The sequence below is a fragment of the Micromonospora coerulea genome (genome assembly GCF_016598485.1).
Taxonomy (GTDB): Bacteria; Actinomycetota; Actinomycetes; order Mycobacteriales; family Micromonosporaceae; genus Micromonospora; species Micromonospora coerulea.
Map to the genome: position 1 here is coordinate 139,763 of NZ_JAEMUW010000012.1, position 23,727 is coordinate 163,489.

29 protein-coding genes and 3 pseudogenes are annotated in these 23,727 nt (G+C 68.2%); 17 read left to right on the forward strand and 15 right to left on the reverse strand.

Features of this window, described 5'->3' with window-relative positions:
• Nucleotides 1-304: 304 nt before the first annotated feature.
• The 6 genes from I8N68_RS17335 to I8N68_RS17360 all read right to left on the reverse strand — a co-directional run bounded on the left by I8N68_RS17335 (nucleotide 305) and on the right by I8N68_RS17360 (nucleotide 4,933).
• A complete protein-coding gene (locus I8N68_RS17335; protein WP_200211031.1) occupies nucleotides 305-883 on the reverse strand; it encodes a hypothetical protein in 579 nt (192 codons plus the stop codon).
• Between the two features lie 81 nt (nucleotides 884-964).
• Nucleotides 965-1,531: a suppressor of fused domain protein gene (locus tag I8N68_RS17340; protein ID WP_200211032.1), complete on the reverse strand. Its 567-nt coding sequence runs from the start codon at nucleotides 1,529-1,531 to the stop codon at nucleotides 965-967.
• A gap of 180 nt (nucleotides 1,532-1,711) precedes the next feature.
• Nucleotides 1,712-2,092 (reverse strand): acyltransferase family protein, encoded by a 381-nt coding sequence (locus tag I8N68_RS17345; RefSeq protein ID WP_200211033.1) that lies wholly within the window; start codon nucleotides 2,090-2,092, stop codon nucleotides 1,712-1,714.
• Entirely contained in the window at nucleotides 2,089-2,733 is a 645-nt protein-coding gene (locus I8N68_RS17350; protein WP_200211034.1) for a M15 family metallopeptidase, read from the reverse strand. Before I8N68_RS17350 ends, I8N68_RS17345 begins: the two co-directional genes overlap by 4 nt.
• Nucleotides 2,730-3,905 (reverse strand): UDP-N-acetylglucosamine--N-acetylmuramyl-(pentapeptide) pyrophosphoryl-undecaprenol N-acetylglucosamine transferase, encoded by a 1,176-nt coding sequence (locus I8N68_RS17355; RefSeq protein ID WP_200211035.1) that lies wholly within the window; start codon nucleotides 3,903-3,905, stop codon nucleotides 2,730-2,732. The genes I8N68_RS17350 and I8N68_RS17355 overlap by 4 nt, the downstream gene beginning before the upstream one ends.
• A complete protein-coding gene (locus tag I8N68_RS17360; RefSeq protein ID WP_200211036.1) occupies nucleotides 3,905-4,933 on the reverse strand; it encodes a D-alanine--D-alanine ligase family protein in 1,029 nt (342 codons plus the stop codon). Before I8N68_RS17360 ends, I8N68_RS17355 begins: the two co-directional genes overlap by 1 nt.
• Nucleotides 4,934-5,034: 101 nt before the next feature.
• Here I8N68_RS17360 and I8N68_RS17365 point away from each other — a divergent pair, with 101 nt between their 5' ends.
• Both I8N68_RS17365 and I8N68_RS34255 read left to right on the forward strand, forming a co-directional pair.
• Entirely contained in the window at nucleotides 5,035-5,958 is a 924-nt protein-coding gene (locus I8N68_RS17365) for an RNA-guided endonuclease InsQ/TnpB family protein (protein ID WP_200211037.1), read from the forward strand.
• A gap of 12 nt (nucleotides 5,959-5,970) precedes the next feature.
• Complete coding sequence (locus tag I8N68_RS34255; protein WP_372433755.1) at nucleotides 5,971-6,144, forward strand: zinc ribbon domain-containing protein; 174 nt, start codon at nucleotides 5,971-5,973, stop codon at nucleotides 6,142-6,144.
• Between the two features lie 118 nt (nucleotides 6,145-6,262).
• Here I8N68_RS34255 and alr read toward each other — a convergent pair whose 3' ends face one another.
• On the reverse strand, nucleotides 6,263-7,441 hold the full coding sequence (gene alr, locus I8N68_RS17375; protein WP_307812858.1) for an alanine racemase: 1,179 nt from the start codon (nucleotides 7,439-7,441) through the stop codon (nucleotides 6,263-6,265).
• Nucleotides 7,442-7,464: 23 nt separating this feature from the next.
• Entirely contained in the window at nucleotides 7,465-7,632 is a 168-nt protein-coding gene (locus I8N68_RS32885) for a hypothetical protein (protein WP_234039948.1), read from the reverse strand.
• A gap of 179 nt (nucleotides 7,633-7,811) precedes the next feature.
• Between I8N68_RS32885 and I8N68_RS17380 the strand changes: the two genes are divergently transcribed.
• Both I8N68_RS17380 and I8N68_RS17385 read left to right on the forward strand, forming a co-directional pair.
• The gene (locus I8N68_RS17380) at nucleotides 7,812-8,552 is read left to right on the forward strand and encodes a response regulator transcription factor (protein WP_200211040.1); all 741 of its coding nucleotides are present in this window, start codon (nucleotides 7,812-7,814) and stop codon (nucleotides 8,550-8,552) included.
• 260 nt (nucleotides 8,553-8,812) lie between these two features.
• Nucleotides 8,813-10,204 carry a sensor histidine kinase gene (locus tag I8N68_RS17385; protein ID WP_307812859.1) on the forward strand — a complete coding sequence of 464 codons (1,392 nt, stop codon included), beginning with the start codon at nucleotides 8,813-8,815 and terminating at the stop codon, nucleotides 10,202-10,204.
• 8 nt (nucleotides 10,205-10,212) lie between these two features.
• On the opposite strand, the pseudogene I8N68_RS33925 reads toward I8N68_RS17385, so the two are convergent.
• A pseudogene (locus I8N68_RS33925) lies at nucleotides 10,213-10,446 on the reverse strand (NF041680 family putative transposase); the annotation flags it as partial.
• 145 nt (nucleotides 10,447-10,591) lie between these two features.
• On the opposite strand from I8N68_RS33925, the gene I8N68_RS17390 reads away from it, so the two are divergent.
• Together I8N68_RS17390 and I8N68_RS33930 are read left to right on the forward strand one after the other, a co-directional pair.
• A complete protein-coding gene (locus I8N68_RS17390; protein WP_200211041.1) occupies nucleotides 10,592-11,257 on the forward strand; it encodes a nitroreductase in 666 nt (221 codons plus the stop codon).
• Between the two features lie 301 nt (nucleotides 11,258-11,558).
• A pseudogene (locus I8N68_RS33930) lies at nucleotides 11,559-12,533 on the forward strand (transposase); the annotation flags it as partial.
• Between the two features lie 8 nt (nucleotides 12,534-12,541).
• Here I8N68_RS33930 and I8N68_RS17395 read toward each other — a convergent pair.
• Both I8N68_RS17395 and I8N68_RS17400 read right to left on the reverse strand, forming a co-directional pair.
• Entirely contained in the window at nucleotides 12,542-13,162 is a 621-nt protein-coding gene (locus tag I8N68_RS17395) for a TMEM175 family protein (protein WP_200211042.1), read from the reverse strand.
• Between the two features lie 286 nt (nucleotides 13,163-13,448).
• On the reverse strand, nucleotides 13,449-13,934 hold the full coding sequence (locus I8N68_RS17400; protein ID WP_200211043.1) for a winged helix-turn-helix transcriptional regulator: 486 nt from the start codon (nucleotides 13,932-13,934) through the stop codon (nucleotides 13,449-13,451).
• 141 nt (nucleotides 13,935-14,075) lie between these two features.
• Here I8N68_RS17400 and I8N68_RS17405 point away from each other — a divergent pair, with 141 nt between their 5' ends.
• Nucleotides 14,076-15,080, forward strand: coding sequence for an NADP-dependent oxidoreductase (locus tag I8N68_RS17405; RefSeq protein WP_200211044.1), 1,005 nt, complete (start codon nucleotides 14,076-14,078; stop codon nucleotides 15,078-15,080).
• Between the two features lie 497 nt (nucleotides 15,081-15,577).
• On the opposite strand, the gene map is transcribed toward I8N68_RS17405, so the two are convergent.
• Nucleotides 15,578-16,396, reverse strand: coding sequence for a type I methionyl aminopeptidase (gene map, locus I8N68_RS17410; RefSeq protein ID WP_200211045.1), 819 nt, complete (start codon nucleotides 16,394-16,396; stop codon nucleotides 15,578-15,580).
• A 103-nt stretch (nucleotides 16,397-16,499) separates the two neighbouring features.
• Here map and I8N68_RS17415 point away from each other — a divergent pair, with 103 nt between their 5' ends.
• From I8N68_RS17415 to I8N68_RS17440, 5 genes and pseudogenes are all read left to right on the forward strand, one after another.
• A complete protein-coding gene (locus I8N68_RS17415; RefSeq protein WP_200211046.1) occupies nucleotides 16,500-16,766 on the forward strand; it encodes a helix-turn-helix domain-containing protein in 267 nt (88 codons plus the stop codon).
• Between the two features lie 94 nt (nucleotides 16,767-16,860).
• Nucleotides 16,861-17,322, forward strand: a pseudogene (locus tag I8N68_RS32890) (IS5 family transposase); the annotation flags it as partial.
• Between the two features lie 326 nt (nucleotides 17,323-17,648).
• The gene (locus I8N68_RS17430; protein WP_200211049.1) at nucleotides 17,649-17,930 is read left to right on the forward strand and encodes a hypothetical protein; all 282 of its coding nucleotides are present in this window, start codon (nucleotides 17,649-17,651) and stop codon (nucleotides 17,928-17,930) included.
• A complete protein-coding gene (locus I8N68_RS17435; RefSeq protein ID WP_200211050.1) occupies nucleotides 17,927-18,232 on the forward strand; it encodes a hypothetical protein in 306 nt (101 codons plus the stop codon). Before I8N68_RS17430 ends, I8N68_RS17435 begins: the two co-directional genes overlap by 4 nt.
• Nucleotides 18,233-18,395: 163 nt before the next feature.
• Nucleotides 18,396-18,950, forward strand: coding sequence for a DUF4192 domain-containing protein (locus I8N68_RS17440; protein ID WP_307812864.1), 555 nt, complete (start codon nucleotides 18,396-18,398; stop codon nucleotides 18,948-18,950).
• A 401-nt stretch (nucleotides 18,951-19,351) separates the two neighbouring features.
• Here I8N68_RS17440 and I8N68_RS17445 read toward each other — a convergent pair whose 3' ends face one another.
• From I8N68_RS17445 to I8N68_RS17455, 3 genes are all read right to left on the reverse strand, one after another.
• The gene (locus I8N68_RS17445) at nucleotides 19,352-19,822 is read right to left on the reverse strand and encodes a UPF0158 family protein (RefSeq protein WP_200211052.1); all 471 of its coding nucleotides are present in this window, start codon (nucleotides 19,820-19,822) and stop codon (nucleotides 19,352-19,354) included.
• 314 nt (nucleotides 19,823-20,136) lie between these two features.
• Entirely contained in the window at nucleotides 20,137-20,637 is a 501-nt protein-coding gene (locus tag I8N68_RS17450) for a CHRD domain-containing protein (protein WP_200211053.1), read from the reverse strand.
• Between the two features lie 97 nt (nucleotides 20,638-20,734).
• Nucleotides 20,735-21,010: a hypothetical protein gene (locus I8N68_RS17455; RefSeq protein WP_200211054.1), complete on the reverse strand. Its 276-nt coding sequence runs from the start codon at nucleotides 21,008-21,010 to the stop codon at nucleotides 20,735-20,737.
• A gap of 246 nt (nucleotides 21,011-21,256) precedes the next feature.
• On the opposite strand from I8N68_RS17455, the gene I8N68_RS17460 reads away from it, so the two are divergent.
• From I8N68_RS17460 to I8N68_RS17475, 5 genes are all read left to right on the forward strand, one after another.
• Entirely contained in the window at nucleotides 21,257-21,541 is a 285-nt protein-coding gene (locus tag I8N68_RS17460; RefSeq protein WP_200211055.1) for an SHOCT domain-containing protein, read from the forward strand.
• Between the two features lie 873 nt (nucleotides 21,542-22,414).
• Nucleotides 22,415-22,537, forward strand: coding sequence for a hypothetical protein (locus I8N68_RS33645; protein WP_267909602.1), 123 nt, complete (start codon nucleotides 22,415-22,417; stop codon nucleotides 22,535-22,537).
• Between the two features lie 57 nt (nucleotides 22,538-22,594).
• Nucleotides 22,595-22,903: a VOC family protein gene (locus tag I8N68_RS17465; protein ID WP_234039952.1), complete on the forward strand. Its 309-nt coding sequence runs from the start codon at nucleotides 22,595-22,597 to the stop codon at nucleotides 22,901-22,903.
• Between the two features lie 31 nt (nucleotides 22,904-22,934).
• Entirely contained in the window at nucleotides 22,935-23,135 is a 201-nt protein-coding gene (locus I8N68_RS17470) for a bleomycin resistance protein (RefSeq protein WP_200211056.1), read from the forward strand.
• Nucleotides 23,132-23,578: a GNAT family N-acetyltransferase gene (locus I8N68_RS17475; RefSeq protein WP_200211057.1), complete on the forward strand. Its 447-nt coding sequence runs from the start codon at nucleotides 23,132-23,134 to the stop codon at nucleotides 23,576-23,578. Before I8N68_RS17470 ends, I8N68_RS17475 begins: the two co-directional genes overlap by 4 nt.
• Nucleotides 23,579-23,727: the final 149 nt, after the last annotated feature.

A 23,727-nucleotide genomic window follows, 5' to 3' on the forward strand; every position in this document is an offset into this window, starting at 1 on the left:
GAAGTCGCCGGGAAACAGCTCTGGCTTGGCCCCGCCCGCTCCGGAGTCACGGTTACGTTCTGGGCCGACACCGACCTCATCCACCTCCAGGTCGCCGGCACCCGGATCAAGACGATCCGGTCCCACCTGTCGGTGGCGGACCTGGCCGTGCTGCTTCGTCAGGGTGGCCGATCCGCCGGCCCGTCTCCGCTGCCACTGGACACGGCCGGACGTCCCGGCGTCGTCGAGGTCGACTGCACCGTCAACCGGGACGGGAAGACCATCGTGACGGCGCCGAGGTCACGTGGCGTAGAGCGACCAAGGACTACGCGACCGGTAGCCCGAGGTCGACCAGGATGTTGATGAGCCGACGGTCCGGTGCCTCACCATCGGACCTCGGCTCGTGGGCGTGATCAGGGAATCGAAGCGTCTCGGGTTGCCCTGAATAGCTCCACGCCTGCTTGACGGACGGGACCCGCTTACGGCTGTGGCGTGCGGCTTCCTCGCATGCGGCGATCTCGGCGTCTCGCTGGTTCGCCAGCCAAACAGGCAGCGCCGGTCCAGCTACCAGGAGGTCCCGCAGAGCGGTCCGCGGGTCGTTCAGCCGTCGATGGACGATGCAGCCGCGAAGCCAGAGCATTGCCGCCCGGTCCTGCGCACCGGGGAGCCAGAGGCCGACAGCCAGATCAATGGAGTGGACGGCGTCTCTTGCCTTCTCGCTTGTGAGGGTGGAGGCCACGTAGACGAGCCAGGGCTCGATGTGGGTGCCGCCTCCGGATCCGATCCAGCCCTTCGCCCATCTGTAGGCGCCACGCCAGTCACCGGTTTGAAGACAGGTCAGGGCTTGTTCACAGAATTCTGATGCCGACGGTGGCATGGCTGTCGGCGGCTGGGGCTGAGACACCTGGCCAGTATGCGTGCCGGAGGAACAGGCTCCTTGCCCCACGGCGGCTGGCCCGCCGCCAGACTCAACGGACGCGGGGGATCAAACGGCGGGGTGCCGCGTTACGTCGTACAGGTCCCGGTCGAGGTTCCAGAAGGATTGGAGGCCGTGGTCACGGATGTATTGCCCCTCGGCCTCGTGGATCGGGTACATGCCGACCAGATGGACGATGTCGTGCCCCTCGTGTCCGGGTCCGCCGACATCGATGCGGCAGTCTGCGGCCTCAATGACGCTTGGCGGACCGACAACGAACACCGTCATATCCGACTCGGTGGAAATCCGCTCGCCGAAGTCGATGATGTTGCCGTAGCTGAAGGGACATGATCCGCGGAGGCTCTCTCCGAGGTGACCGACCGCCCAAGCCCACCGGTCATCCTCCGAGCGGACACTGATGCACAGCTCCGGGCTTCCGAGCTTCCAGTCCGGGTGTTCTGCCAGCGAGACGCCGTAGGTAAGGGCCGTCGCCAGGTCGTCGGGTAGCTGCTGGTAAGCGATAAGGGTGACACCCTTCAGGCCTTCCTTGGTGGAGGCAACCGGTAGGAACCTGGGTTCGATACCCCCGCTGAGACGGTCAAGATGGGCGAGGTAGTTCTCTACGCGACTGGCCACGCGCCGATCATGCCCCAAGCCGCCACCGCCTGAACCGCCAGCAGTCACACCGCTGGGCAACGTATGTGGGCCTGCTCACACGGCGTCTCAGGCTGCCATCGTTGATGGCTGGTTCACGACGCTTCACAGTGTCTTGTGCCCCGTGTGTGCCCCACACTGCCGCGAGCGGGCAAGGCTGGTTCAAGATTGCCCGACACCGCCGAGCGATCCACTGGGCGTACGGAGCGGCGGTGCGCCAGCAGACCGGCGACGAGGCCGACGAGGGCCGGATGTCGGCCGGCCCTCTGCCCGCTCTTCATCGGCTCCTCGACGGCGCTCTCGACACGACTCGGGAGACGACGAACTCCCGGGCCTGCGGTCCCACGCGGACAACAGCACGCCGAACCCGCTGATCACAAAGAACAGGTCAACGTTGAGATGACCGTACCGGGAGACCTCGCCGAGCGCCGGGAACGAGACCGGTGAATGCCCCTGCGTCCAGCCGGAGAAGGTGTAGTGGAAGACCACCACCGCCAGGGCTGCGATGATCCGCAACAGGTCGATCTCGTACAGCCGCCTCACGGCAGATCCACCGGCCCGTACCGGGTCCGGGCGGCCCCGGTGCTCAGCGCCCAGTAGCGGTCGCCGAACGACCAGTGCCACCATTCGGTCGGGTAGTTGACCATGCCGGCAGACGACAGCGCCTGGCCCAGGATGCCGCGATTGGTGCGGGCCCGCGGGGAGATGTGGGGTGATCCCGTGAAGCAGGCGTTGGCGCTGTCCACCGGGCTGGCGTTGACGATCGTGCCCAGGTCCAGTTCGATCCCGTCGGCCGTACAGAGCGTGAGGTCGATCGTTCCGCCGGTACTGTGCGGAGCCACCTCGGGCGGCGAGATGTACTTGCTGGCCTCCACGTGCCGGCGCGCCGAGTCCCACTCCGGGTACCTGCGGCGCAGTTCGTCCTGGTAGCTCTCGAAGTAGGTCGTCTGCAGGCTGAGCGGCCGGTACCCCTCGATGACCAGCAGCCGCAGCCCTCCGGGCAGGGTCCGCTGGGCGGCGAGCAGACGCTGCACGGTCGCCTCGCGCAGGTGCGCGTACGCGCCGGCCTCGTCGGCCAGCCGGTCGTCCACCCGAAGGTCCGCTACCTGGCGTACGTCGACCAGGGCCTCCCCGTTGTCGCCGAGCGGGATGGCCGAGATTCGCCGATCAGACAGCAGGATCATGACCGGTACCGCCCAGCGGCGTCGATGATCGCGCTGGCCACGGCCGTGGCCGCATGGGGCCGGCCGTGTTGACGGGCGGCGTTGGCCAGCTCCTGGCGTCGTTCCGGGTGGTCGAGCAGCACCATGATCTCCTCGTAGAAGCGGTTGGCGGAGGCGTCGGGGCCGGCGAGCATGCGGGAGGCACCGGCGTCGGCGAGGTGCCGTGCGGTCCGCCGCTGTTCGTCGCCGCCGGTGGGGATGAGCGGGATGAAGACGCATGCCTTGCCCAGGGCGGTGAGTTCGGCGACGGTGCCGGCGCCGCTGCGCGCGACGACGATGTCCGCGGCGCTCAGGACGTCGGGCAGCTCGCCGTGGACGTAGTCGACGACCCGGTACCTGCTGCGCAGGTGTTCCGGGAGGGCGGCCGCGACCTGCCGCATCCGGTCGAGGGAGTAGTCGCCGCACTGGTGCAGCACCTGACATTTCTGCAGGAGTCCGGGGAGGATGTCGGCGATCAGGTTGTTGACCTGGACGGCGCCCTGGGCGCCGCCGGTGACGTACACCAGCGGCAGGCGCGGATCCAGGTGGTACGCGGCGAGCGCCCGGTCGCGGTTGCCCGTGAGGATCTCGGGCCGGATCGGGTTGCCGGTGACCACCGCGCGGGTTCTCGCTCGGACGGGCAGATGGTCGATGGAAGACTCGTGACTCAGCAGCACCCGATCGGCGAGGCGGGCGAGGATCCGGTTCGCCAACCCGAGCGTGAGAATCTGCTCGTGCATGACCAGCGGACGGCGGGTCATCCAGGCGGCGATCCCGATCGGGACGGAGACGTATCCCCCGGTGGAGAAGACCACCTCGGGCCGGGTGCGCACCACGATCATGATGGCCTGGAAGACGCCGAGCGGCACGCGGAAGGCGTCGGCGACGTTGCGACCCCACTCGTGCAGGTTCGGCGAGCGGCGCAGTTTGCCGGTGGTGATCGCCGTGAAGGGAATGCCCTCCTGCCGGGCGATGCTGGCCTCCAGTCCGTGGGCGACGCCCACCCAGCGGACGTCCGGTGCGGTGCCGGCTGCCGCCAGCCGGTCGCGGAGCGTACGGATCGTGGTCAGCGCCGGGTAGGTGTGCCCGCCCGTTCCCCCGCCCGTGACGATCATACGGAGACCACGAAGATGTTCCGCGGTGTAGACGGCCATCAGCAGGGACTCGGGCAGCGGGAGGCGGTGTCGCGTCGGTGCAGTGCGCCCTGGATGAGGATGTCGAGCAGTGCGGAGTAGCCGACGCCGGCCCGCTGCCAGATCTGCGGGTACTGGGAAGCGGCGGTGAATCCGGGGAAGGTGTTGACCTCGTTGATCACCGGCTCCCGGTAGTCTCCGCTCCACCCTGTGCCGTGGTCGCCGTCCGGATCCGGGAGGAAGAAGTCGACGCGCAGCAGCCCACGGCAGCCGAGCGCGTGGAACGCCTGCACGGCCCGGTCCTGCAGTAGTCGGGTGGTGCCGGGGTCGAGCTGGGCCGGAATGTGGAAGACGGCACCCCCGTCGTACTTGGCGTCGTAGTCGAAGAAGGCGCCGTTCGCCACCCGTATCTCCAGCGGCGGCCCGGCCTCGACGCGACCGTCGAGGTGCTGAAGGACGCCGACGTCGATCTCGCGCCCGCGCACCGCGCGTTCCACGAGAACCTTCGCGTCGCTCTCGCGCGCGAGCCGCAGAGCGGCGGGCAGTTGCGCCCATTGTTCGACCCTGGAGACTCCCAGGCTGGAGCCGGCCCGGGCCGGTTTGACGAAGACGGGCAGCCCCAGCCGCTCCTGATCCCGCGACGACAGCTCCTCGTCGGGCCGCAGCGTCACCCCGTCGGCCACGCGCAGGCCGTCGGCGGCGAGGAGTTTCTTCGTGACCGGCTTGTCCATCCCCGCGGCGCTGGCGAAGACACCGTTTCCGACAAACGCGACGCCGAGCCACTCCAGCATCGACTGGACGGTGCCGTCCTCACCGTACGGGCCGTGCAGCGCCGGGAACACCACCTCCTGGTCGCCGAGGGTCCGCAGCGCCTGCGCGAACGTGGCCCGGTCGCCGTTCACCCGCCACTGGCCGTCCCGCTCGATCAGCACCTCGGTCACCCGGTAGGCGGCGGGGTCGAGGTGGGCCAGGATGCTCTCCGCCGAGCGCCGGGAGACGTCGTGCTCCCCGCTGCGCCCACCGAACAGCACCGCCAAACGAACAGTCATCAGAGTTGCGGCGTGGAAACCCGGCCGCCCAGGGCCGGGAGGAAACGCCGCTCCCTCCCCTCAATGATCGTGTTATACAGTGGACTGCTAGAATGGGAAATGTGAACGGAGTGGTGAAGCGGACGTACAAGTACCGCTTCTATCCCACTCCTGAGCAGGCCGAACAACTCAATCGCACCTTCGGGTGTGTGCGCTTGGTATACAACAAAGCCCTCGATGAACGAACCCGCGCATACGCCACGGAACGCCGCTCGATCAGCTACGTGGAATCGTCGGCAGCCCTGACCGAATGGAAACGCGGCGAGGATCTGGCATTCCTCAACGAGGTATCCAGCGTTCCGCTGCAACAAGCGTTGCGGCATCTGCAAGCCGCCTACGCCGCGTTTTTCGCCAAGCGCGCCCGATACCCCCGTTTCAAGTCCAAGAAGAAGTCCCGGGCCAGCGCCGAGTACACCCGGTCGGCGTTCACGTGGCGTGACGGGCGGCTCACCCTGGCTAAGCAGGCACAGTCGCTGCACATCGTGTGGTCGCGTCCGCTGCCCGACGGTGCCGTACCGTCCACCGTCACCGTGTCTCGAGACGCGACCGGTCGCTGGTTCGTGTCCCTGCTTGTCGAGGATCCGAACGTCCAGCCGCTCCCATGGGTTGACACGGCGGTCGGCGTCGACGCGGGCCTGACCAGCCTGGTGGCTCTGTCCACCGGGGAGAAGGTCACCAACCCCCGTCACGAGCGGGCTGACCGACGGAAACTCGCCAAGGCCCAGCGGAACCTGGCCCGCAGGGAGAAAGCCTCGGAGAATCGGGCCAAAGCCCGACTCAAGGTCGCCAGGCTTCACGCCCGGATCGCCGACCGGCGACGGGACCACCTGCACAAACTGTCGACTCGGCTCGTCCGCGAGAACCAAACGGTCGTGATCGAAGACCTCGGCGTTCGCAACATGCTCCGCAACCACCGCCTGGCCCGCGCCATCTCCGACGCCGCTTGGTCCGACCTGCGGGCCATGTTGGAGTACAAGGCCGCCTGATACGGGCGCACTCTGGTGGCGGTGGACCGCTGGTTCCCGTCGTCCAAGCTGTGCTCGGACTGCGGGCGGCTGACCGAACCCCTGCCGTTGAACATCCGATCGTGGCAATGCCCATGCGGTGCGACCCACGACCGGGACATCAACGCAGCGAGAAACCTTCTGGCCGCCGGGCTGGCGGACAGATAAAACGCCTGTGGAGCTGGTGTAAGACCCCAACGGAACCCTCCGGGCGGGCAGTCGGCGATGAAGCAGGAAACCCCACGGGCGACCGGGGGAATCCCGGCCCTTCAGGGCCGGGAGGATGTCAAGATGTTGCCGCTTCCCCGCGTAGGTGTACGCGCGCCACTCGCGCGCCGATTCCGGTCAAGACTTCGTGCGGGTTGGTGCCGGCCCACCGCGCCCACTCGGCGGCCGTCGGCTCGGCCGGGTCGGGCGAGCCGGGCTCGGCGCCGGGACCGAAGACGATCACCGGATCGCCGAGCGCCACCGGCAGGTCGCCGACGTCGACGACGCACTGATCCATGGCGATGCGGCCGACGATCATACATCGTCGACCAGCGAGCCAGACCCACGCGCGGCCCTCGGCGGTGCGCGACAGACCATCGGCGTACCCGAGCGGCAGCAGGGCGAGCGTGGTCGGCCGATTGGTCACGTGGTCGGGCCCGTATGAGACGCCCGTCCCGGCGGGCACGCGCTTCAGGTTGATCACCCTTGACCGCAGGGTCATGGCGGGTCGCAGGCGGAAACGGCGGGGACCGGTCGCGCCAAAGGGGTCGATGCCATACATGGCCAGGCCGATCCGACAGAGATCGAACCGGGTCTCCGGGGCGGCCAGCGCCGCCGCCGAATTGGCCAGATGCACCACCTCAGGGTCAAGCCCGGCATCCCGGGCGATCCGCAGCGCCTCCCGGAACGTTGACAGCTGCCGGGCGATGCTCGGGCATCCAGGCTCGTCGGCGTTCGTCAGGTGGGACCACACCCCGTGTACCTGGACGCTGCGCTCCGCCTCGTGCTTGCGAGCCCAGGCGACCAGTTCGGTCCATTCGTCGCCGCTGGCACCGTTGCGTGACAGACCGACGTCTGCCTTGAGTTGGACCGCGGCGGGCAGACCGAGATCGGTGGCCGCGGTGGCGATCGCGTGCAGATGGGTCAGGGTCGACACCCCGATGTCGACGTCGGCGGCGATCAGGCGGGTGAAGTCCTCGTCCGGCCGGTGCAGCCAGCTCAGGACGGGTGCGTCGATGCCCGCCGATCGCAGTGCCACCGCCTCCGTGGCCGAGGTCACGCCCAGCCATGCGGCGCCGGCGCCCAACGCAGCCCGCGCCACCGGCACCGCACCGTGCCCGAACGCGTCGGCCTTCACCACGGCCATCAGCCCGGTGCGTGCGATCGCCGCGATCGTCCGGATGTTCTCCGCGATCGCCGCAAGATCGATCACGGACTCGGCCAGCTGGGCACTCTCGTTGATCACACCGGTCGGCACACGGCGATCACGCGTACCCGGCGTCACCCGGCAGCCTCGGGTTCGACGGGTGGTTGATCCGGCGGTTCGGCGGCCCCGTGCCCGCCGACCGCGGCGGCCCGGCGCACCGCGAGCGTCTCCCGGATCCGCCGCCGGGCCGCCCGCCGCTGTTGCTCGTCGCGGTGGCCTGGGTGTGCTGGTTCGAAGATCATGTCCGACTCTTGACTGACATGACGGGAACGGTAGGCAGCCGGTGGTGAAGAACTCTTGAAGAAGCCGTGGGCCAGCTGTGCGGATATCCCGCTCGCCGCCTCCGGAGCCTGCCCACATCAGTTCTTCACGGGTTTCGGGTTTACTTGAACCCCGCCACCACCAGGCAGAATGGGGAAACATGAGCGCGCGGATCCTGGTCGCCGAGGACGACCCCAAGCAGGCCAACCTGGTACGGGTCTATCTCGAACGCGAGGGGCACAGCGTGCTGCTGGTCGGCGACGGGCGGGCCGCGCTGGACCAGTGCCGGTCCCGCCGGCCGGACCTGGTGGTCCTCGACGTGATGATGCCGGTCCTCGACGGCCTGGACGTGTGCCGGATCCTGCGCGCCGAATCGGAGATTCCGATCCTGCTGCTGACCGCCCGTACCACCGAGGACGACGTCCTGCTGGGTCTCGACCTCGGTGCCGACGACTACCTCACCAAGCCGTACAGCCCGCGGGAGCTGGCCGCCCGGGTACGGGCGCTGCTGCGCCGGGCCCGGGTGGTGAGCGCCGACAACCGGGCGGTGCTGCGCGTCGGCGACCTTGAGGTGGACGCCGGCCGGTTCGAGGTACGCGTCGGCGGCCGGCCGGTCGCCCTGACGGCCAAGGAGTTCGGCATCCTCGAGGTGCTCGCCGGCGAGCCCGGGCGGGCGTTCACCCGGGCGCAGATCATCGACCGGGCCTTCGGATTCGATCATTTCGTGCTTGAACGCACCGTCGACGCGCACGTGATGAACCTCCGCCGCAAGATCGAGGACGACGTTGCCGAGCCGCGGTACGTGCAGACCGTCTACGGCCGCGGCTACCGGCTCGCCGAACCGGAGCCGGAATTGGCGGCGGCGCTGACGCCCGAGGGCACGCCCGGAGCCGGCCGGTGAGTTTTCGGCTACGGGTGCTCTGGCTGGTCGTCCTCGTCGCGGTGAGCGCGACCGCGGCGACCGCGTGGCTGACCCTGCGGCAGGCCTCGCAACAGATCAACGACTCGGCCACCACCGACCGGGCGCAACTCGATGAGGTCGTCGGCCGACTCACGACGTACGGCAGCCGGCACGGCACCTGGGAGGGTGTGCCCGACCTGGTGCGGGACCTGCGCGCCCAGACCGGTCAGCGGATCCACCTGGTCGCCGACACGGGCCAGGTGATCGTGGACACGGACACCCAGGAGGACCGCACCGCCCGGCCGCTCGGCACGATGGTCGGGGTCGTCGACCCGCGGCCGGTTTTGAATCTGGCCGCACTGCCAGCGGAGCCGGCGAGCCGGCAGAAAGGTGTGGCCGGTGCGATTGCCGGCTACCGCACCGGCGTGCGGTTCGCGGCCTGCCTGACGCGGGAATCCGTCCCTGTGGTCGCCTCACTCACCAGCACGGGAGTTCCGCAGTTCGACGCCGACCTGGGCGCGGCCGACGTGCGCGATCGCCCTGGTGCCGCTGAGATCGTCGACGGCTGCGCCGACGTCGCGGCAGAGCCGGGCCGGCACCTGGCAGACGCTGCCTCGGTGCAGGTGTGCGGCACCTCGACGGTGGAAGCACTGGATTCCTGCCTGGCCCAGGCCTTCACCAACGACATCAGTGACGTCGCGCCGGTAACCGCCCGGGTCTACCTCGGCGCTCGCGGCGATCCGGCGTCCGTGTTGACCGCTGGTCCACTGCTCGCCGCGGCAGCGGGCGTCGCGGCGGTCGCGGTCATCGGCACCGTGCTGCTGAGCCGGCGGGTGCTGCGCCCCATCGACACGCTCACCGCGGCCGCTCAGCGGCTCGGCCGGGGCGACCTCACCGGACGGGTGCCGGTGTGGGGCAACGACGAGCTGGCGGAGTTGGCCCGGTCGTTCAACCGGATGGCCGACTCCCTGCAGCGCGGGGAGGAGCGGCAACGCCGGCTGGTCGCCGACGTCGCACATGAACTGCGCACCCCGCTGGCCAACCTGCGCGGCTATCTCGAGGCGCTCTCCGACGGCGTGATCACGCCGGACCAGGACCTCTTCGCGTCACTCCATGAAGAGGCGATGCTGCAACAGCGCATCGTTGACGACCTGCAGGACCTGGCCCTGGCTGAGGCCGGCAAACTGGCGTACCACCGGGTCACGGTGGATCTGGCCGAACTCCTCGAGACCTGCCGCACCGCCCACCACGCCCTGGCGGAGTCGACCGGGGCGTCGTTGCGCGTGGCGGCCGAGCCGGTTGCGGTACACGCCGATCCCGACCGGCTCCGCCAGGTGGTGGGCAATCTCGTCACCAACGCACTACGGGTGACCGCTGCGGGCGGCAGCGTCCGGCTGGTCGCGAGCCGGACCGACACGCTGGCGATCGTCCGGGTAGTCGACACCGGCTCGGGAATCGCAGCGGACGCGCTGCCGCATGTGTTCGACCGGTTCTGGCGGGCCGACTCCGCACGGGGCCGCCGTACTGGGGGCAGTGGCCTCGGCCTCGCCATCGCCCGACAGATCGTCACCGATCACCAGGGCACCATCACGGTCGCGAGTGAGGTCGGCGTCGGGACGACATTCACCATTACGCTTCCCCGCGCCGACTAGGTTGATCTTCAACCTGTGCGGCGCGGCCTGGGATTGACCGACTTCTTTTTTCTGGAAGTCGTCTTCCCGGCCTCGCTGCTGGTGCTGCTGTGGACGTCGTAGCGGCGGGCGGGGTAGCGGTTGGTGCGGCCGGGTGGTCGTCCAGGGCTTGGCCGGGTGGGTTTCGGTGCGCTCGCGGGACAGGTGGTTGTCGTGAGTAGGTGGCGAAACCCGCGGCGGACCCCGGCTGCGGTGAGCCGTTCTCACGGCCGCACCCAATACCGCCGTCACCGCCGACCAGGTGCCCCCTGCCGCAGATCGAAGTGCGATCCGGATCATCTTGTTGCCTCTTGCGCGTGCTGGAGACGGTAGAGAGGTGGTTGGCGCTGAGTGAGGGGACGAGAAGGCGTGGACGTGTATGAAGCCGTGGACAGTCGCCGGGCCGTGCGGGCGTTCAGCGATGAGCCGGTATCCAAAGAGATACTCGAAGAAGTGCTGGCTGCAGCGACGCGGGCCCCGTCTAGTGGGAACCTCCAGCCGTGGCGTGTGTATGTCGTGACCGGCGAGCCCTTGGCCGAACTGAAGAGGCGCGCGACGGCCAGGGCACTGGCGGGAGACCCGGGTGATGAGCGGGAGTATCCGATGTACCCGGCCGAACTGACCTCGCCGTATTTGGACCGCTTTTCCGACGCGGCCGCCCAGCGGTACAAAGCGCTGGGAATCGAGCGCGACGACCCCGACAGGCCCATGAAGATCGCCGCCTTGAACTCGGAGGCGTTCGGGGCGCCCGTCGTCCTGTTCTGCTACCTCGACCGGACGATGGGGCCCGGGCAGTGGGGGGACGCGGGGATGTACTTGCAGACGGTCATGCTGTTGCTAAGGGCGGAAGGGCTGCACAGCTGCCCCCAGGTGATGTGGACGATGCATCGCAAGACCGTCAGCCAGATAGTCGAAGCCGATGACGGGCTCGTACTGTACTGCGGTATCGCGGTGGGATTCGAAAAAGGAGGCGTGCCACGGCCGCGTACCGGGCGGGCGGTCATGACAGAAACAGTGAGCTTCATCGGGGTGTGACCGCTAGGCGGTCAAGATTCACAGGACAGACCCGATGAGCCGCGCGGCCCCTCATAGGGCGGACCCTCTACCGCCTCCTGTCCCCGCGCGTACGGACCCCCTGCCGGTGCTCAGCTTGACCTTTGACCCCGAGAGTCCTGTGGGGACCCGGGTCGATCACGGAACCATCCCTTGGTTGATGATCTTCTTGTCTAGGGAAGAACATCAATGACCAAGGGCTGTTCTGGTGACCAGTGTGCGTGACCGTGGTCGGGCTGATGCCGTCGGAAGGTTGACGGGGTTCCGGCGAAAGTTCTACGGCCGTCTGACTGCTCGGGCGGACGCGTTGTTCGACCTGACGGACGCGCAGTTGCGGGACATCGTGGGCCGCTGATCGCGACCGGGCAGTGGCAGGCCGGTGACCTGGAGATCCTGGTCGTGGCCGACGCCGGGACGACGCACCCCGACTTGCGTTCCTCCCACGTGATCTGCCCGCGCAGGTCCTCGCGCGGATGCGCTCAGACCGGGTACTGCGCCGGGCAGTGCCGCCCGGCAGCCCGGGACGATCGGTCGACCGCGCAGGCACGGCGGCGAGTTCGTCTTCGGTGATCCGGCCACGTGGGGTGAGCCGGACGCGGCCACCGTTGCCGACACCCGCCTCTACGGCACGGCGTGGGCCCGAGCCTGGGACCGGTTGCACCCACGGTTGACCTACCGATCCGCCTGGATCGACGCAGCGAAGGTACTGCCGGTCATCGAGGGACTGTCATCCGCTTGGACGTTGGGCACCTGCCAGCGGCGCGTACCCCGAAGCTGGTGTGGCTGTGGTGGTCCGGCGTCGACGCCACCAGCGCCGACGTCGACCGGCTCTGGCAGACGTTCCTGCGCCGCTTCGACATCGAACACACGTTCCGCCTGTTCGAACAGACCCTCGGCTGGAACTGTCCCAAGATCCGCACCCCACAGGCCGCGCTGGACCTGGATGATCCTCGCCGCCTACACCCAGCCCCGCCTCGCCCGCGCCCTCGCCACCGACCTGCGCCGCCCCTGGGAGAAACCCGCACCACCCGAGCGTCTCTCGCCCGCCCGCGTCCGCCGCGGGTTTCGGCATCTGCGCGCCACCTGCCCGGCCGGTGCACCCAAACCCTCCCGGCAAGGACCAGGGCGGCCACCCGGCCGCCGCAACAACCACCCCACCCCGCGCTACGACGTCCACACCGCGACCACCACGAACGCCAAGAAACCGGCCGCAAAGAAGACGAAGTCTGTCAATCCTCGTCCACGCCGCACAGGTTAAAGATCAAGTTAACGAGGGGTCGTGATGCCGGTGTAGAGCGGTACGGCGAGAAAGAGCGCAAACGCGATCCAAGGTGAGACGTACCCGAACAGGCCCCCACCGAGAAAGAGCGCGGTGCCGATCATTGCCTTGGTCCGCTCCTGCCGGAGGTACTTGCCGGCGCCCGCATGGATCAGCTCGGGGTGCCGGACGGCGTACTGGTAGAAGATCCATGCGCTGGTTAGCATCAGGGCGCCGACGAGGGCATAGAGGGCGATTGCGGTCTGGATGTCGCCCTGATTGCCGGCCTTCAGGAATCGGGCGACCACGGCGGTCGGAAAGGGTACCAGCGCTGAGCTGAACAATATGGCGAGGTTGGCCCAGTTCAGCGGCGGGCTGGTTGCCCGGATGCGCTCGAACACGTAGCGATGCGCCAGCCAGATCGCTGCCAGGTTGAGGAACGACGTGGCGTACGCCAGGTACGCCGGCCATTCTTCGAGCAGCCCCCGCAACAGGTGGCCGGGCTCGATCTGGGGCGGCTTCAGGTCGAGCACGAGCAGGGTGATGATGATGGCGAGCACCGCGTCGCTGAACGTCTCTGTTCGCTCGACACTCCTGGCTGAACGCGCCTCGTCTTCTGCCGCACCCAATCCTGATCTCCCATCCAACCACCCGCCGACTGCCGTGGCCGGATTTCGCTACCTCGCTCAACGAGTGAGGCAGGTCCTGGACGTCGAGCCGTCGGGCTCGGCGCCGACGTCCAGACCGGATGGCAGTAGATCCGGCGCCCCTGTCCTGATACTCCAGCCGTAGATCTTGATCTTTAGGGTGTTGGGCTGCTTGATGCCGGTAGCGGCCTGGTCCGGGCGCGGGCTTGGTGGCGGCGTCGCCGGGCGCCATCGTGGATGCACAGGCGAGCGTTGAGCGCTGGTCACATCACTGGTCCGCCTTCATTCGAAAGCCTGGGCCAGGTGCGGCTTGGATATCGTCCGCCTGGACGTGGTGATCGTGCTCGCATCGCACCTGCACGGAGAGTTGGGCGCCGCACCTGTCGTGGCGGGTGATGATGGCCGGGCCCGCCGAGTCGGCGCGGTATCGGTCGCCCCACTGCATCAGTCCTAGCACTGCCGGCACCAGATCGGTCCCCTTGGGTGTGATCACGTACCGGAGTCGGCTGCGGGAGCCTGCCTCCTGGTATGGCTCGGTGGACAGGATGCCGTGCTCGACGAGCTTGCGGAGCCGCTCAGCGAGCAGGTTGCGGGGACATCCCAAGATGCGTTCGAAGTCGCTGAAGCGGGCTGCGCCGTACCAGACCTCTCGAAGGATCAGCAGGGTCCACTTCTCGCCCACCACCTCCAAGGTCCGGGCGATCGAACAATTCGTCGTGTCCCGGTCAAAGAGCATGTCGACACCAGCGTCCATGCACCCATCGTACTAGCTGAGTTTACTTCTCGATACTCAGGTCGTAGTGTTCTTAGCTGAGACGAGGCTTGTGGTTACAGAGCGCTGACGGGCGGGGAGTCTTGCGCTGCCGCCTGCGGCGCCGCGAGGACGGAGAGAACGATGAAGGCCTTTGTTGTCGAGCGCTACGGGGATGCCAGCGCTGTGCGCGCTGGCGATGTGCCAGATCCGCAGGTGGGCGATCAGGACGTCCTCGTTCGGATCCACGCGGCGAGCGTCAACCCGCTCGACCTCAGGACCCGGAACGGCGACTTCAAGGTGATCCTGCCGTACCGGGTGCCGTTCGTCCTGGGCAATGACCTGGCCGGCGTGGTTGTCGCAGCGGGTGCGGGCGTAACGCGATTCACGGTAGGCGACGAGGTCTACGCACGTCCGGACAAGGACCGGATCGGCGCGTTCGCGGAACTCATCGCGATTCAACAGGACGACGTGGCGACCAAGCCGACCACGCTGACCATGGAGGAGGCCGCGTCCATTCCCCTGGTCGGCTTGACCGCTTGGCAGGCCCTGGTGGAGCGAGCGAACGTGCAGGCGGGCCAGAAGGTCCTCATCCATGCGGGCTCCGGCGGCGTGGGCACCATCGCCATCCAGTTGGCGAAGCATCTGGGGGCGAGCGTGGCCACGACCGCGAGCACGTCAAAGGTCGACTTGGTGAAGGATCTGGGCGCGGACGTCGTCGTCGACTACAAGAAGCAGGCTTTCGAGACGGTCCTGCACGACTATGACGTTGTTCTGGACACTCTCGGTGGCGAGACGCTCGACAAGTCCCTGCAGGTGCTGAAACCGGGTGGGAAAGTCATCAGCATCGCGGGGCCGCCCGATCCCACCTTCGCCAAGGAACTGGGAGCGAATCCCCTCGTCAGGCTGGTGATGACCGCTTTAAGCTTCCGAACCCGGCAGCGTGCGCGACGCCGCCACGTGACGTACTCGTTCCTCTTCATGAGGGCCAGTGGTGACCAACTGCGCGAAGTCACCTCCCTCATCGAGGCCGGGACGATCCGGCCGGTCGTGGACCGAGTGTTCCCATTCGAGTCGACCCGGGAAGCCCTGGCGTACGTCGAGGAAGGGCGCGCCAAGGCCGGCAAGGTCGTCGTCCGGATGAAGTGATCCCACCTGCCGCTCTCAGATAGCCGTGAACCGTCAGGCTGCGGCGGACCGAGCGCGCCACCGAAGGATGCGCCAATCCGGGCCGTGTCGGTAGATGGCGTGGACTTTGTGTATCGGCAACTCGGTCCAGAGAGTGGCGGCATGACATCCGCCGGTGGCCCGGGCGGGTGGCGCGGTGTCTACGCGTCGTGGCTACCCCTCTGACCTGACCGACGCCCAGTGGGCGCTGTTCTCGGCTTCGCTGCCGGAGCCGATCACGGACGGCCGGCGGGAGAAGCACCCGCAGAGTAGGTCGACTGGTACCACCACCACCGCTTGCACTCCGCGATCGGCCACCGCCCGCGCAGTACGAATCGATGTTCTACGCTCACCGACAGCCCGACTAGCCGGAGCTGGTCGCAGTCTGAGGACTCCACCAGACTCGGGGCGGTCCAACCCACCACGATCGGGCCCGAGGGTTGCTCCGTCCGACCGCGCACGCCCCAAAGCAGCGCTCGTCAGGACGTCGCGGCCGGCTGAGCGCTGCGGTTGCCCGGCCTTGTGTCGTGCCCGGGGCGGCGGGTCAGCACCTGGGGGCCGGCCTTGGTGATCGCGACGGTGTGCTCGGAGTGGGCCGAGCGCGAGCCGTCCGCCGACCGGATCGTCCACCCGTCCTTATCAAATTTGATCTTGTCGGTGCTGCGGCAGAACCACGGCTCGATCGCGATCGTCAGGCCGGGCTTGAGCTTCATGCCCCGGCCGGAGCGGCCGTTGTTGGGCACGTGTGGGGCCTCATGCATGGTGCGGCCGATGCCGTGCCCGCCGAATTCGTCGTTGACCTGGTAGCCGTAGCGGCGGGCGACCCCGCCGATGGCGGCGGAGATGTCGCCGAGCTGATTGCCCGGCCGCGCGGCGTCGATTCCGGCCTTCAGCGCTACCTCGGTGGCCTCGATCAGCCTCAGGTCATCCGGGTCGGGGATGCCGACGATGACGGACAGTGCGGAGTCGGCGACCCAGCCGTCGATCCCGACCGCCATGTCGATGCTCAGTAGGTCACCGTCGCGCAGGGCGTAGTTGTGCGGCAGGCCGTGCAGCACGGCGTCGTTGACCGAGAGGCACAGGACGTTGCGGAACGGGCCGCGGCCGAACGACGGCGTGTAGTCCCAGTAGCAGGACTCGGCGCCACGCTCCTTGATCCGGCGGCGGGCGTGGTGCTCGAGGTCCATCAGGTTGACCCCGACGGCGGCGAACTCATGCAGCTCCGCCAGCAGCTCGCCGACGAACTGGCCGGTCACGGCCATCCGATCGATCTCCTCGGCGGATTTAAGTTCGATCACGATCAACCCTTCCCACTCCGTTGCGGTATATTTATACCACGCTGGTCGGGGCGCCCGCCGGGTCGGCTTTGCCGGTCCGAGAAGGCGGATCTATCCTGCTGACATGGTTCGCCCACCGCTCACGCCGGAACAGATCGCAGCGGGGCAACGTCTCGGGGCGGCGCTTCGGGTCGCGCGAGGTGGCCGCAGCCTCGTCGAGGTGGCCTTGGCGGCCGGCATCTCGCCGGAGACGCTGCGCAAGATCGAGGTGGGCCGGCTCCCGGCACCCGCGTTCGGCACTGTGGTCTGCCTCAGCGAGGTCCTCGGCGTCGCGCTCAGCGACCTAGCCGAGGTGTGGCTAGCCGACCTACGCGCCCGCGAAGCGTCCTAAGGGCTTGCTTGAGATGGTCTGATGTGGATGGCGTGGTGGCGTGACATCCAGGTGGGTGGCGGGCAGTGTGACCCGGATGTCTCCTCGCCGTGGCTACCCCTCGGACCTGACCGATGCCCAGTGGGCGTTGATCGAGCCGCTGTTGCCGGAGCCGAACACGGACGGCCGTCGGGAGAAGCATCCCCGGCCGGAGATCGTCAACGGGATCCTGTACGTCGTCCGTTCGGGGTGCCCGTAGCGGTATTTGCCTGCGGATGTACCACCATGGCAGACGGTGTACTGGCACTTCACCCGGTGCAAAGACGCCGGGGTGACAGACAAGCTCCTGGCCGCGCTGCGGGTCAAGGCCCGGGTGTTGCAGGGTCGGGATCCGGAGCCCTCGGCGGGGATCATCGACTCCCAGAGCATGAAGCGCGCCGACACTGTCGGCCGGGACAGCCGGGGCTACGACGCCGGGAAGAAGGTCAAAGGCCGGAAACGGTTCATCGTCACCGACACCCTGGGTCTGCTGGTGACCGTGTTGGCCGCAACATGGCAGGACCGCGACGGGCCAAGACCGCACTCCTCGGCGCCGTCCACTATCGGCCGGGCCATCCCCGCCCGGCCCACCACCGGCACGTGATCGAGCGCTGTCGTCCGTCAGCGTTGCTACACGAGCATTCCAACGCAGTTTGGCGCTCTTGCCTGCAGTTCAGGGCCATTCAGTGCACCGCACTGCTCCCGTCCTGCTCCCCGATGCCAATGCGTGGCCGCATCGACGGGACGCCGGCGCCGGATACCCAAGGGCGCGACGGGGCCCGGTGAATGATCATGGCAGCGGCGGGCCTCAGATCCCTGGGCGAGTGCTCCCTGACGTGGTGTCTACAGATGTATACTCGATCCGTGGATGAGGAATACCGCTGGGACGACGAGAGCTACAAGGCCCTCGCTGCCAACAAGGTGACCTGGCAGGACGTGGTCTACGTCCTGCGCTACGCCCATCCCAAGATCCGCCAGCACATCGGAGCCATCCTGCGGATCATCGGCCGTGGCCGCGACGCCCAGCTCCTCGCGGTAACCCTCATCGAAGAAGGCGACGACCAGTACCTGGTGGTCACCGCTCGACACCTTACCGGCGCAGAAATCACCAGCGCCGAGGCACTGCTGAACAGGGGTCAACCATGAACCGTGACGACGCGCTCAGGCTCTCCCAGGAACCCATCGACCTCACCGGCGCCACCGTGGAACGGGAGGCGCGGCCCGTGAGAATGACCTACTCGGTCAGGATGCGCAAGCAGGACGAGGCGCTGGCCCTCTGGCTAGAAGAGGAAGCCGACCGCCGCGACCTAACCCCCAGTGACCTACTTCGCGAGTTGGCCGACGAAGCCCGAATCAGGGCAGCCCAGGACGAGGACAAGGTCATCACCGTGCGCGTCGGCGAGCTACACCGCATGATCGACCGCATCGCGGAGCGGCCCGCCGCCTGAACACCACGCAACAGGCCGGCCCCCAGGGATGCCCCCGGGGGGCCGGCCTGTTGCTGTGACTGCTCCCTAACCTCGGGCTTTCATTTGCGCGGCCGTTCATAGCTGCTGTTCGATGAGTCCGGTTTGGGATTCGGGTGTCAGTTCGGTGGCATGCTGACGGGGTATCCTCGCCGCCGAAGCGACCCTCGCCGGGATGGTCGCCCTGCCCAGCCGGACCGACCTCGCCGCCCAGATAGCCGCCGTTGACGGCGACGCCCGCCAGCGCATGAGCGACGCCACCACCAGGGCGCTGTATGAGATGGCGGCGCTCGAGCGCGACGCGGACCTGACCGAACGCGGATACGCCACCGTCCGCAACGCCCACCAGTGCTACGAGGACGGGCGAGCGCTCAGTGACGACGAGGCCGCCTGGCTCACCATCCTGCTGCAGCACCGCGAAGTCCGGGACTACGCCGGCGCCCGCACCAGCGACCACCCCAGCCGGCTCACCTTATGGACCGACATCACTCGGCGCGCCGAACCCAGGCTGGTCGCTGCACCCGCCAGCCAGCTCGCCTACACCGCCTGGCAACACGGCAACGGCGCGCTCGCCCTACTCGCCCTCGACCGGGCCCTTGATGCCGACCCCACCTACACCCTCGCCCACCTCATCGGGAAGGCGCTGCAGGCCAGCATCCCGCCCAGCGCCATCAGCGGTTGGCCGGCGGAGCGCTCGTGACGCACCGGTCGGGTGCCGCTGCTGGGATAATCGTGCAGGCTCCAGCAACCGGAGACGTCATCAAGATCAGCCAATTGGAGGGATGGGGTCGTGACATCGTCGCCATTCGGCGGCTCATTTGATAGCGCTCGCTGCGGAAGCAATGAGATCGCCGAGATCGCGACAGCGCCGGCCGGTACGACGACGCGATTGCGGCGTTCGAGGCGCCACCGCACAGTGCGAGTGGCTCGACGTCCGGGTACATGCCGCCCGGAGCCGGTTCGGTCGGACAGGTGCACTCGCCGCATTGGACCGCATCACCGAGCCGAGCGGACGACGCCCGAGCAACTGGCAGTCAGGCTCAGCGAAGAGCGCAGCCAGGCTGCCTCCACCCGGCGGCAAACAGCTGAATGCCGGTCGTCTCACGGCACGTCCGGGTCGGGATGCTGTGTCCGGCAGCTGCTCGCTGCGGCGTCATCGATGAGGGAGTTGTCGAGGAGCCAGTCGATGGCCCGGCGGGTTGCCCGGGCGTGGTGGAAGGCGTGCCAGGCCGGCAGCAGGTGCGGGTACTCCTCGTACAGCTCGTCCTTGAACCGGCGGAAGGCGCCCCTGCCCTGGATCGCCCGCAGGAGCCTGCGTCCCGCTCGCTCATCGCTGACCCGCTCGGCGAAGTCGGCCATGTCGCGGTGCCAGACGGAGGACGGTAACCCCTCGATGGGAACCAGATCGAGTTCATCGAGGTCCACCGGTGTCTTCCCGTCGATCCCGCCGTCGGCCGTCCACATCATGATCTCTCCGCTGGCCGGATCGATGAGCCAGCGGTACTCGTACGCGCTCTGGTCCTGCAGCGCGGTGGCGATCTCCTCGAGATCGAGGTCGCGTACATCGAGCATCTGTCCACTCCCGGATGCAGTGGTCCTCCGCGACCACGGTAGACCCGCGCCCACCCGGCCGTGAAGCTACCGGCCCGTTCCTTCATTGGCACGGGACCGACGCCGTGGTGCGGGCTTTCTGCCCGCGGACGGGATCGGGAGGCCGGTCACCTACAGCCCGCGGCGTCGAGTGTGCTGAGAAACGTCGGCCGGCGTCTGTGCTTCCGCCGGACACCGCACGCTCCGCTTCACCCAGGCTGGCCGCATCGTCGAACTCGTACAAGCGGGTGGTGGCCGGCTGCGCCCGCTGGCCACCACCCCTCGGGATGACACGGTCAGTGATGGTGTCCGAGTTGGGACCTGATCTCGCCGCCCGGGTACTTGGTGCTGTGGACGTTGACGTAGGTGGTGCCGACGCGCATCGCGTTGATGAGTTCGGCGAACTCTCCCGCCGCAATGCCCTGCCCGGCGGGACCGATGACGTCGGCAGGCCGGAGGGTCCCCGAGATCGTGGCCGGCGCGGGTGGGCAGACCTGGGTGCCCGCCGGACCGTTGCCGAGGTTCGAGCAGAGGAAGACGCTGATCCCACCGGACTGCGACGGACTGCCCAAATGGATGTGCGCTTGGGTCACGGTGCCTTCGAGACTCGTGTAGCTCAGCTCGTACGAGATCTCCTGCCGCCCCTCGTCGAAATGTACCTGGACTTGACCGTCGCCGGTCGTCGACAGCGCGAGCGGCGTTTCGTTGTAGCCGGTGAGTTGCTCGTGCAGGGTGTTCCCGGTTGTGCCGTCCGGATCGGCGAGGGCCGCGCTCCCCGTGGCGGTGCCCGTCACCACGACGCTGACCGCGGCCGCGATCGCGAATCTCCGTGCCCGTCCTGTCATGACATCGTCCCCCTCTTGTAGACACACGGTCTCCCTTCGGGTACACGTGTCAGCCGCGGACCGGGTTCAATCCGCGAGGCAGCCGTTTAGGTCCACGACGCGGTCCTGTGCTCGGTGGGGCGGTGCGGCCGCGAAACTCGTCGATGAGGCGGGCGATGTCGGCGAGGTTCCACCACAGCCGGTAGAGGGCCAGACCGGCGGCGTTGACCGGCCGGCCGGTGGCCCGGGTGTAGCCGACCAGTACCTCATCGGTGTCGCCGCCGACCATCCACAGGTCCCGTTCCGGTGGCGCGATCTGCACGGCGTCCCGGTCGATGAGCCGCACACCGAGGGTGCTCCGGATCAGGTTCCGGGGTGCGGCTCGCCGTGGGCGCACGACAACCGGCAGTCACGGCCAGCGCGGCGTTGCGCAACGCCGCGACGCCGTACCTCGGCGGCGGTACGTGCCCGTAGCGGCCTGCGTTGCTCGACGTACCCCGGGTGCCGCTGCCTGACCGACGACGCTGCCGGTGTGGCCGGCGCACGATTTCAGGGAACGGCGCAGAAGCAGCCCACACGATAGGAGATTGCAATGTCAGCAGAAGTGATGAGCTTCACGGTGTACGCCCACCCGTACCCGGGATGGTCGGACGGGCACGGTCCCTGGAATGGCGGGGGACCGGGTTGGTGGCTGGTCTTCCCGATCCTGTTCTGGGTCCTCGTCCTGTCCGGGATCGGGTACCTGATCTACCGCAGGTCGCCCAAGCAGTCCGCCCGCGGCGCCGCCGAGCGCACGCTCGCCGAGCGGTACGCCCGCGGCGAGATCGGCGAGGACGAACTGAAGCAGCGCCGCGCCGTCCTGCGCGGCAAGTCGTAAGCGCGCCGAGCAGTGAGGCGCCGGCGCTCCGCCTGGCGCCGACGGACCGCCATCGAAGTTGGGAGGTGAAGGCCGGCCGGCCGTGCGTGGTAACGGTGGAGGGCGAAGCCGCCGTACTCGGCTGGCTCCTCGGCCGGCAGCAGGCTGATGGACTGCTGGTGCGAGGAGCCGATGAAGCTCCCGATCCGCCGATCTGGTTGTAGGGCTCGGTTGTCCCCAGCAGGCGGTCGCCTCGGCGAGGGACTCGTCGGCGACACGGCGCAGGGTCGCGACGACCAGGTCCAGCGCGTCGACCTCCGCGCCGACGACGGTGAGCCGCTGCTCGGCGGAGCGCCGGGGCGCGGGGATGAACCGGTTTGGCTGGGATACGGCCGCCTGCCACGCTCGCTGCCCGGTCAGCAGGTTCCCGTCCGGGGACAGGAACACCGCGCTGGGCAGCGCGGGCACGCCGTCGAACATCAGCGGTGACCAGCTGCCGTCGGCCACGCCACCACCGCGGTGGTGCTGGCGCTACCGCAGTCGATCGCCGGCCGCACCTCCCCCGCTCGCATAGACTTCAATCAAAACATGGGGATCAACGTCACGTCACCCGTGAATTAATCGGTCAACTTCAAGGGATCGATGCTCGTACGCAGTCAGGGTCGTGAGGCGGCCGCCGGACGGAAACCCGGCGAGGGCAAAGACCACACAGCTACGGGCGTTCGCCGAGGTGGGACCGTGTTGCGCCAACAGCCCTCATCGGCGGTGTCCGGCAAGCCACAATTGTCGTATCAGCCGGTCACGGATGACCCGGAGCCGGCGCTCAGGTCCCCGGCCGGTGGAGGCTCATCCAGGGCCATGAACCGAACCGGGCATCCGTCACGGGAGGTCGACATGAGCACCCCGCAGGAAGATCAGGGCGGCGCAACGGACGTCGTCAAGGAGCCGACCACGCCCACGAAACTCGAGGTCGTCGTCATCCCTGTGGCTGACGTCGACCGCGCCCCGCGCCTCTAACAGGGCTTGGGGTGGCGGCTCGATGCGGACTACGAGGCCGGCCCGAAGTTCAGGATCGTGCAACTGACGCCGCCGGGATCGGCATGCTCGATCCACCTCGGCCGCAGGCTCACCCCCGCGGCGCCTGGCACTGCCCAGGGCACCTACCTCGTGGTCTCCGACATCGATCAAGCCCGCGCCGACCTGACCAGCAGGGGCGTCGAGGTGAGCGAGGTCTACCACAACGTCTACGACACCGGCGACCAAGAACGGGTGGACGGCCCCGCCCCAGACCGTCGCAGCTACGCCTCATTCGCCTCGTTCACCGACCCGGACGGCAACGGGTGGCTGCTGCAGGAGGTCAAGGAGCGGCAACCCGGACGGTGACGAGTCCGCACGACCGAGGAGGTTCTGACTGATGGACGTTGAAGGCCCTGCGCAGCTCCTGCATGAGACGGCCGAACACCACGGCTCGTTTGATGCGGTCGCCCCACCGCACGACTGGTGGGACTGGTACGACATGCGTGCGCGCGAAACCGGGAGCCCCCCGGACGATGCCTCCGCGGCCGCCCGGCGCTACATGGCAGAGGCCAAGCACGTTGTCGTCTCACCCGCTTGACGCCCGCACCGGTCGCTGAACGTCGGCTCTTCTGGCAACAGCCGAGCTCGTGGCACTTCCGCTGGCTCAACAACAGCTTCGGCGGTCCGGCAACGCTGCGCGACGACTCTCGGTCCATCCCCGCAAAATGCGACGATCCGGTTTGGTACCGGCCCATACCGTCCAGGTGCCGGCAGGCGGCGCGCCGCCATCGTCCACCGGCCGACCTGGCGGCCCAGTTGATGGAAGCCGGGATCAGGTGGGCATGCGACAACACCAACGCTTCATGGCTCACCCTGGGCGTACACGAGGACAACACACGCGCCCGGGCCTTTTGCCGGCGAATCGGATTCACCGAAACCGGCAAAATCGTGCCCTACTCCCTCGACCCGTCCAAGAAGCTCTACATCATGGGCTACGAAGACTTCAGCCAAACGCCCTGCCCAACGGTGCGCTCCAGCTGATCGGCGTGCGTGAGATTGCAGAGTGGGTCGTCTCGGCGTACCGGCGGAAGGCGAGCGGGCTGTTAACGTCGCCAGCGGGCCCACCAGCATGGAACACCTGCTCGCTGCCTGCGACTCCGCGGAGCTGGGGTAGGTCCCGACGCCCTGGC

What these genes read in the sequence shown, in the direction of transcription:
- I8N68_RS17350 (WP_200211034.1), bottom strand. Translation starts at nt 2,733, where the DNA reads ATGATCCTGCTGTCTGATCGGCGAATCTCGGCCATCCCGCTCGGCGAC.
- I8N68_RS17355 (WP_200211035.1), bottom strand. Translation starts at nt 3,905, where the DNA reads ATGGCCGTCTACACCGCGGAACATCTTCGTGGTCTCCGTATGATCGTC.
- I8N68_RS17360 (WP_200211036.1), bottom strand. Translation starts at nt 4,933, where the DNA reads ATGACTGTTCGTTTGGCGGTGCTGTTCGGTGGGCGCAGCGGGGAGCAC.
- I8N68_RS32885 (WP_234039948.1), bottom strand. Translation starts at nt 7,632, where the DNA reads ATGATCTTCGAACCAGCACACCCAGGCCACCGCGACGAGCAACAGCGG.
- I8N68_RS17380 (WP_200211040.1), top strand. Translation starts at nt 7,812, where the DNA reads ATGAGCGCGCGGATCCTGGTCGCCGAGGACGACCCCAAGCAGGCCAAC.
- I8N68_RS17400 (WP_200211043.1), bottom strand. Translation starts at nt 13,934, where the DNA reads ATGGACGCTGGTGTCGACATGCTCTTTGACCGGGACACGACGAATTGT.
- I8N68_RS17405 (WP_200211044.1), top strand. Translation starts at nt 14,076, where the DNA reads ATGAAGGCCTTTGTTGTCGAGCGCTACGGGGATGCCAGCGCTGTGCGC.
- I8N68_RS17415 (WP_200211046.1), top strand. Translation starts at nt 16,500, where the DNA reads ATGGTTCGCCCACCGCTCACGCCGGAACAGATCGCAGCGGGGCAACGT.
- I8N68_RS17435 (WP_200211050.1), top strand. Translation starts at nt 17,927, where the DNA reads ATGAACCGTGACGACGCGCTCAGGCTCTCCCAGGAACCCATCGACCTC.
- I8N68_RS17445 (WP_200211052.1), bottom strand. Translation starts at nt 19,822, where the DNA reads ATGCTCGATGTACGCGACCTCGATCTCGAGGAGATCGCCACCGCGCTG.
- I8N68_RS17460 (WP_200211055.1), top strand. Translation starts at nt 21,257, where the DNA reads ATGTCAGCAGAAGTGATGAGCTTCACGGTGTACGCCCACCCGTACCCG.
- I8N68_RS33645 (WP_267909602.1), top strand. Translation starts at nt 22,415, where the DNA reads ATGAGCACCCCGCAGGAAGATCAGGGCGGCGCAACGGACGTCGTCAAG.
- I8N68_RS17470 (WP_200211056.1), top strand. Translation starts at nt 22,935, where the DNA reads ATGGACGTTGAAGGCCCTGCGCAGCTCCTGCATGAGACGGCCGAACAC.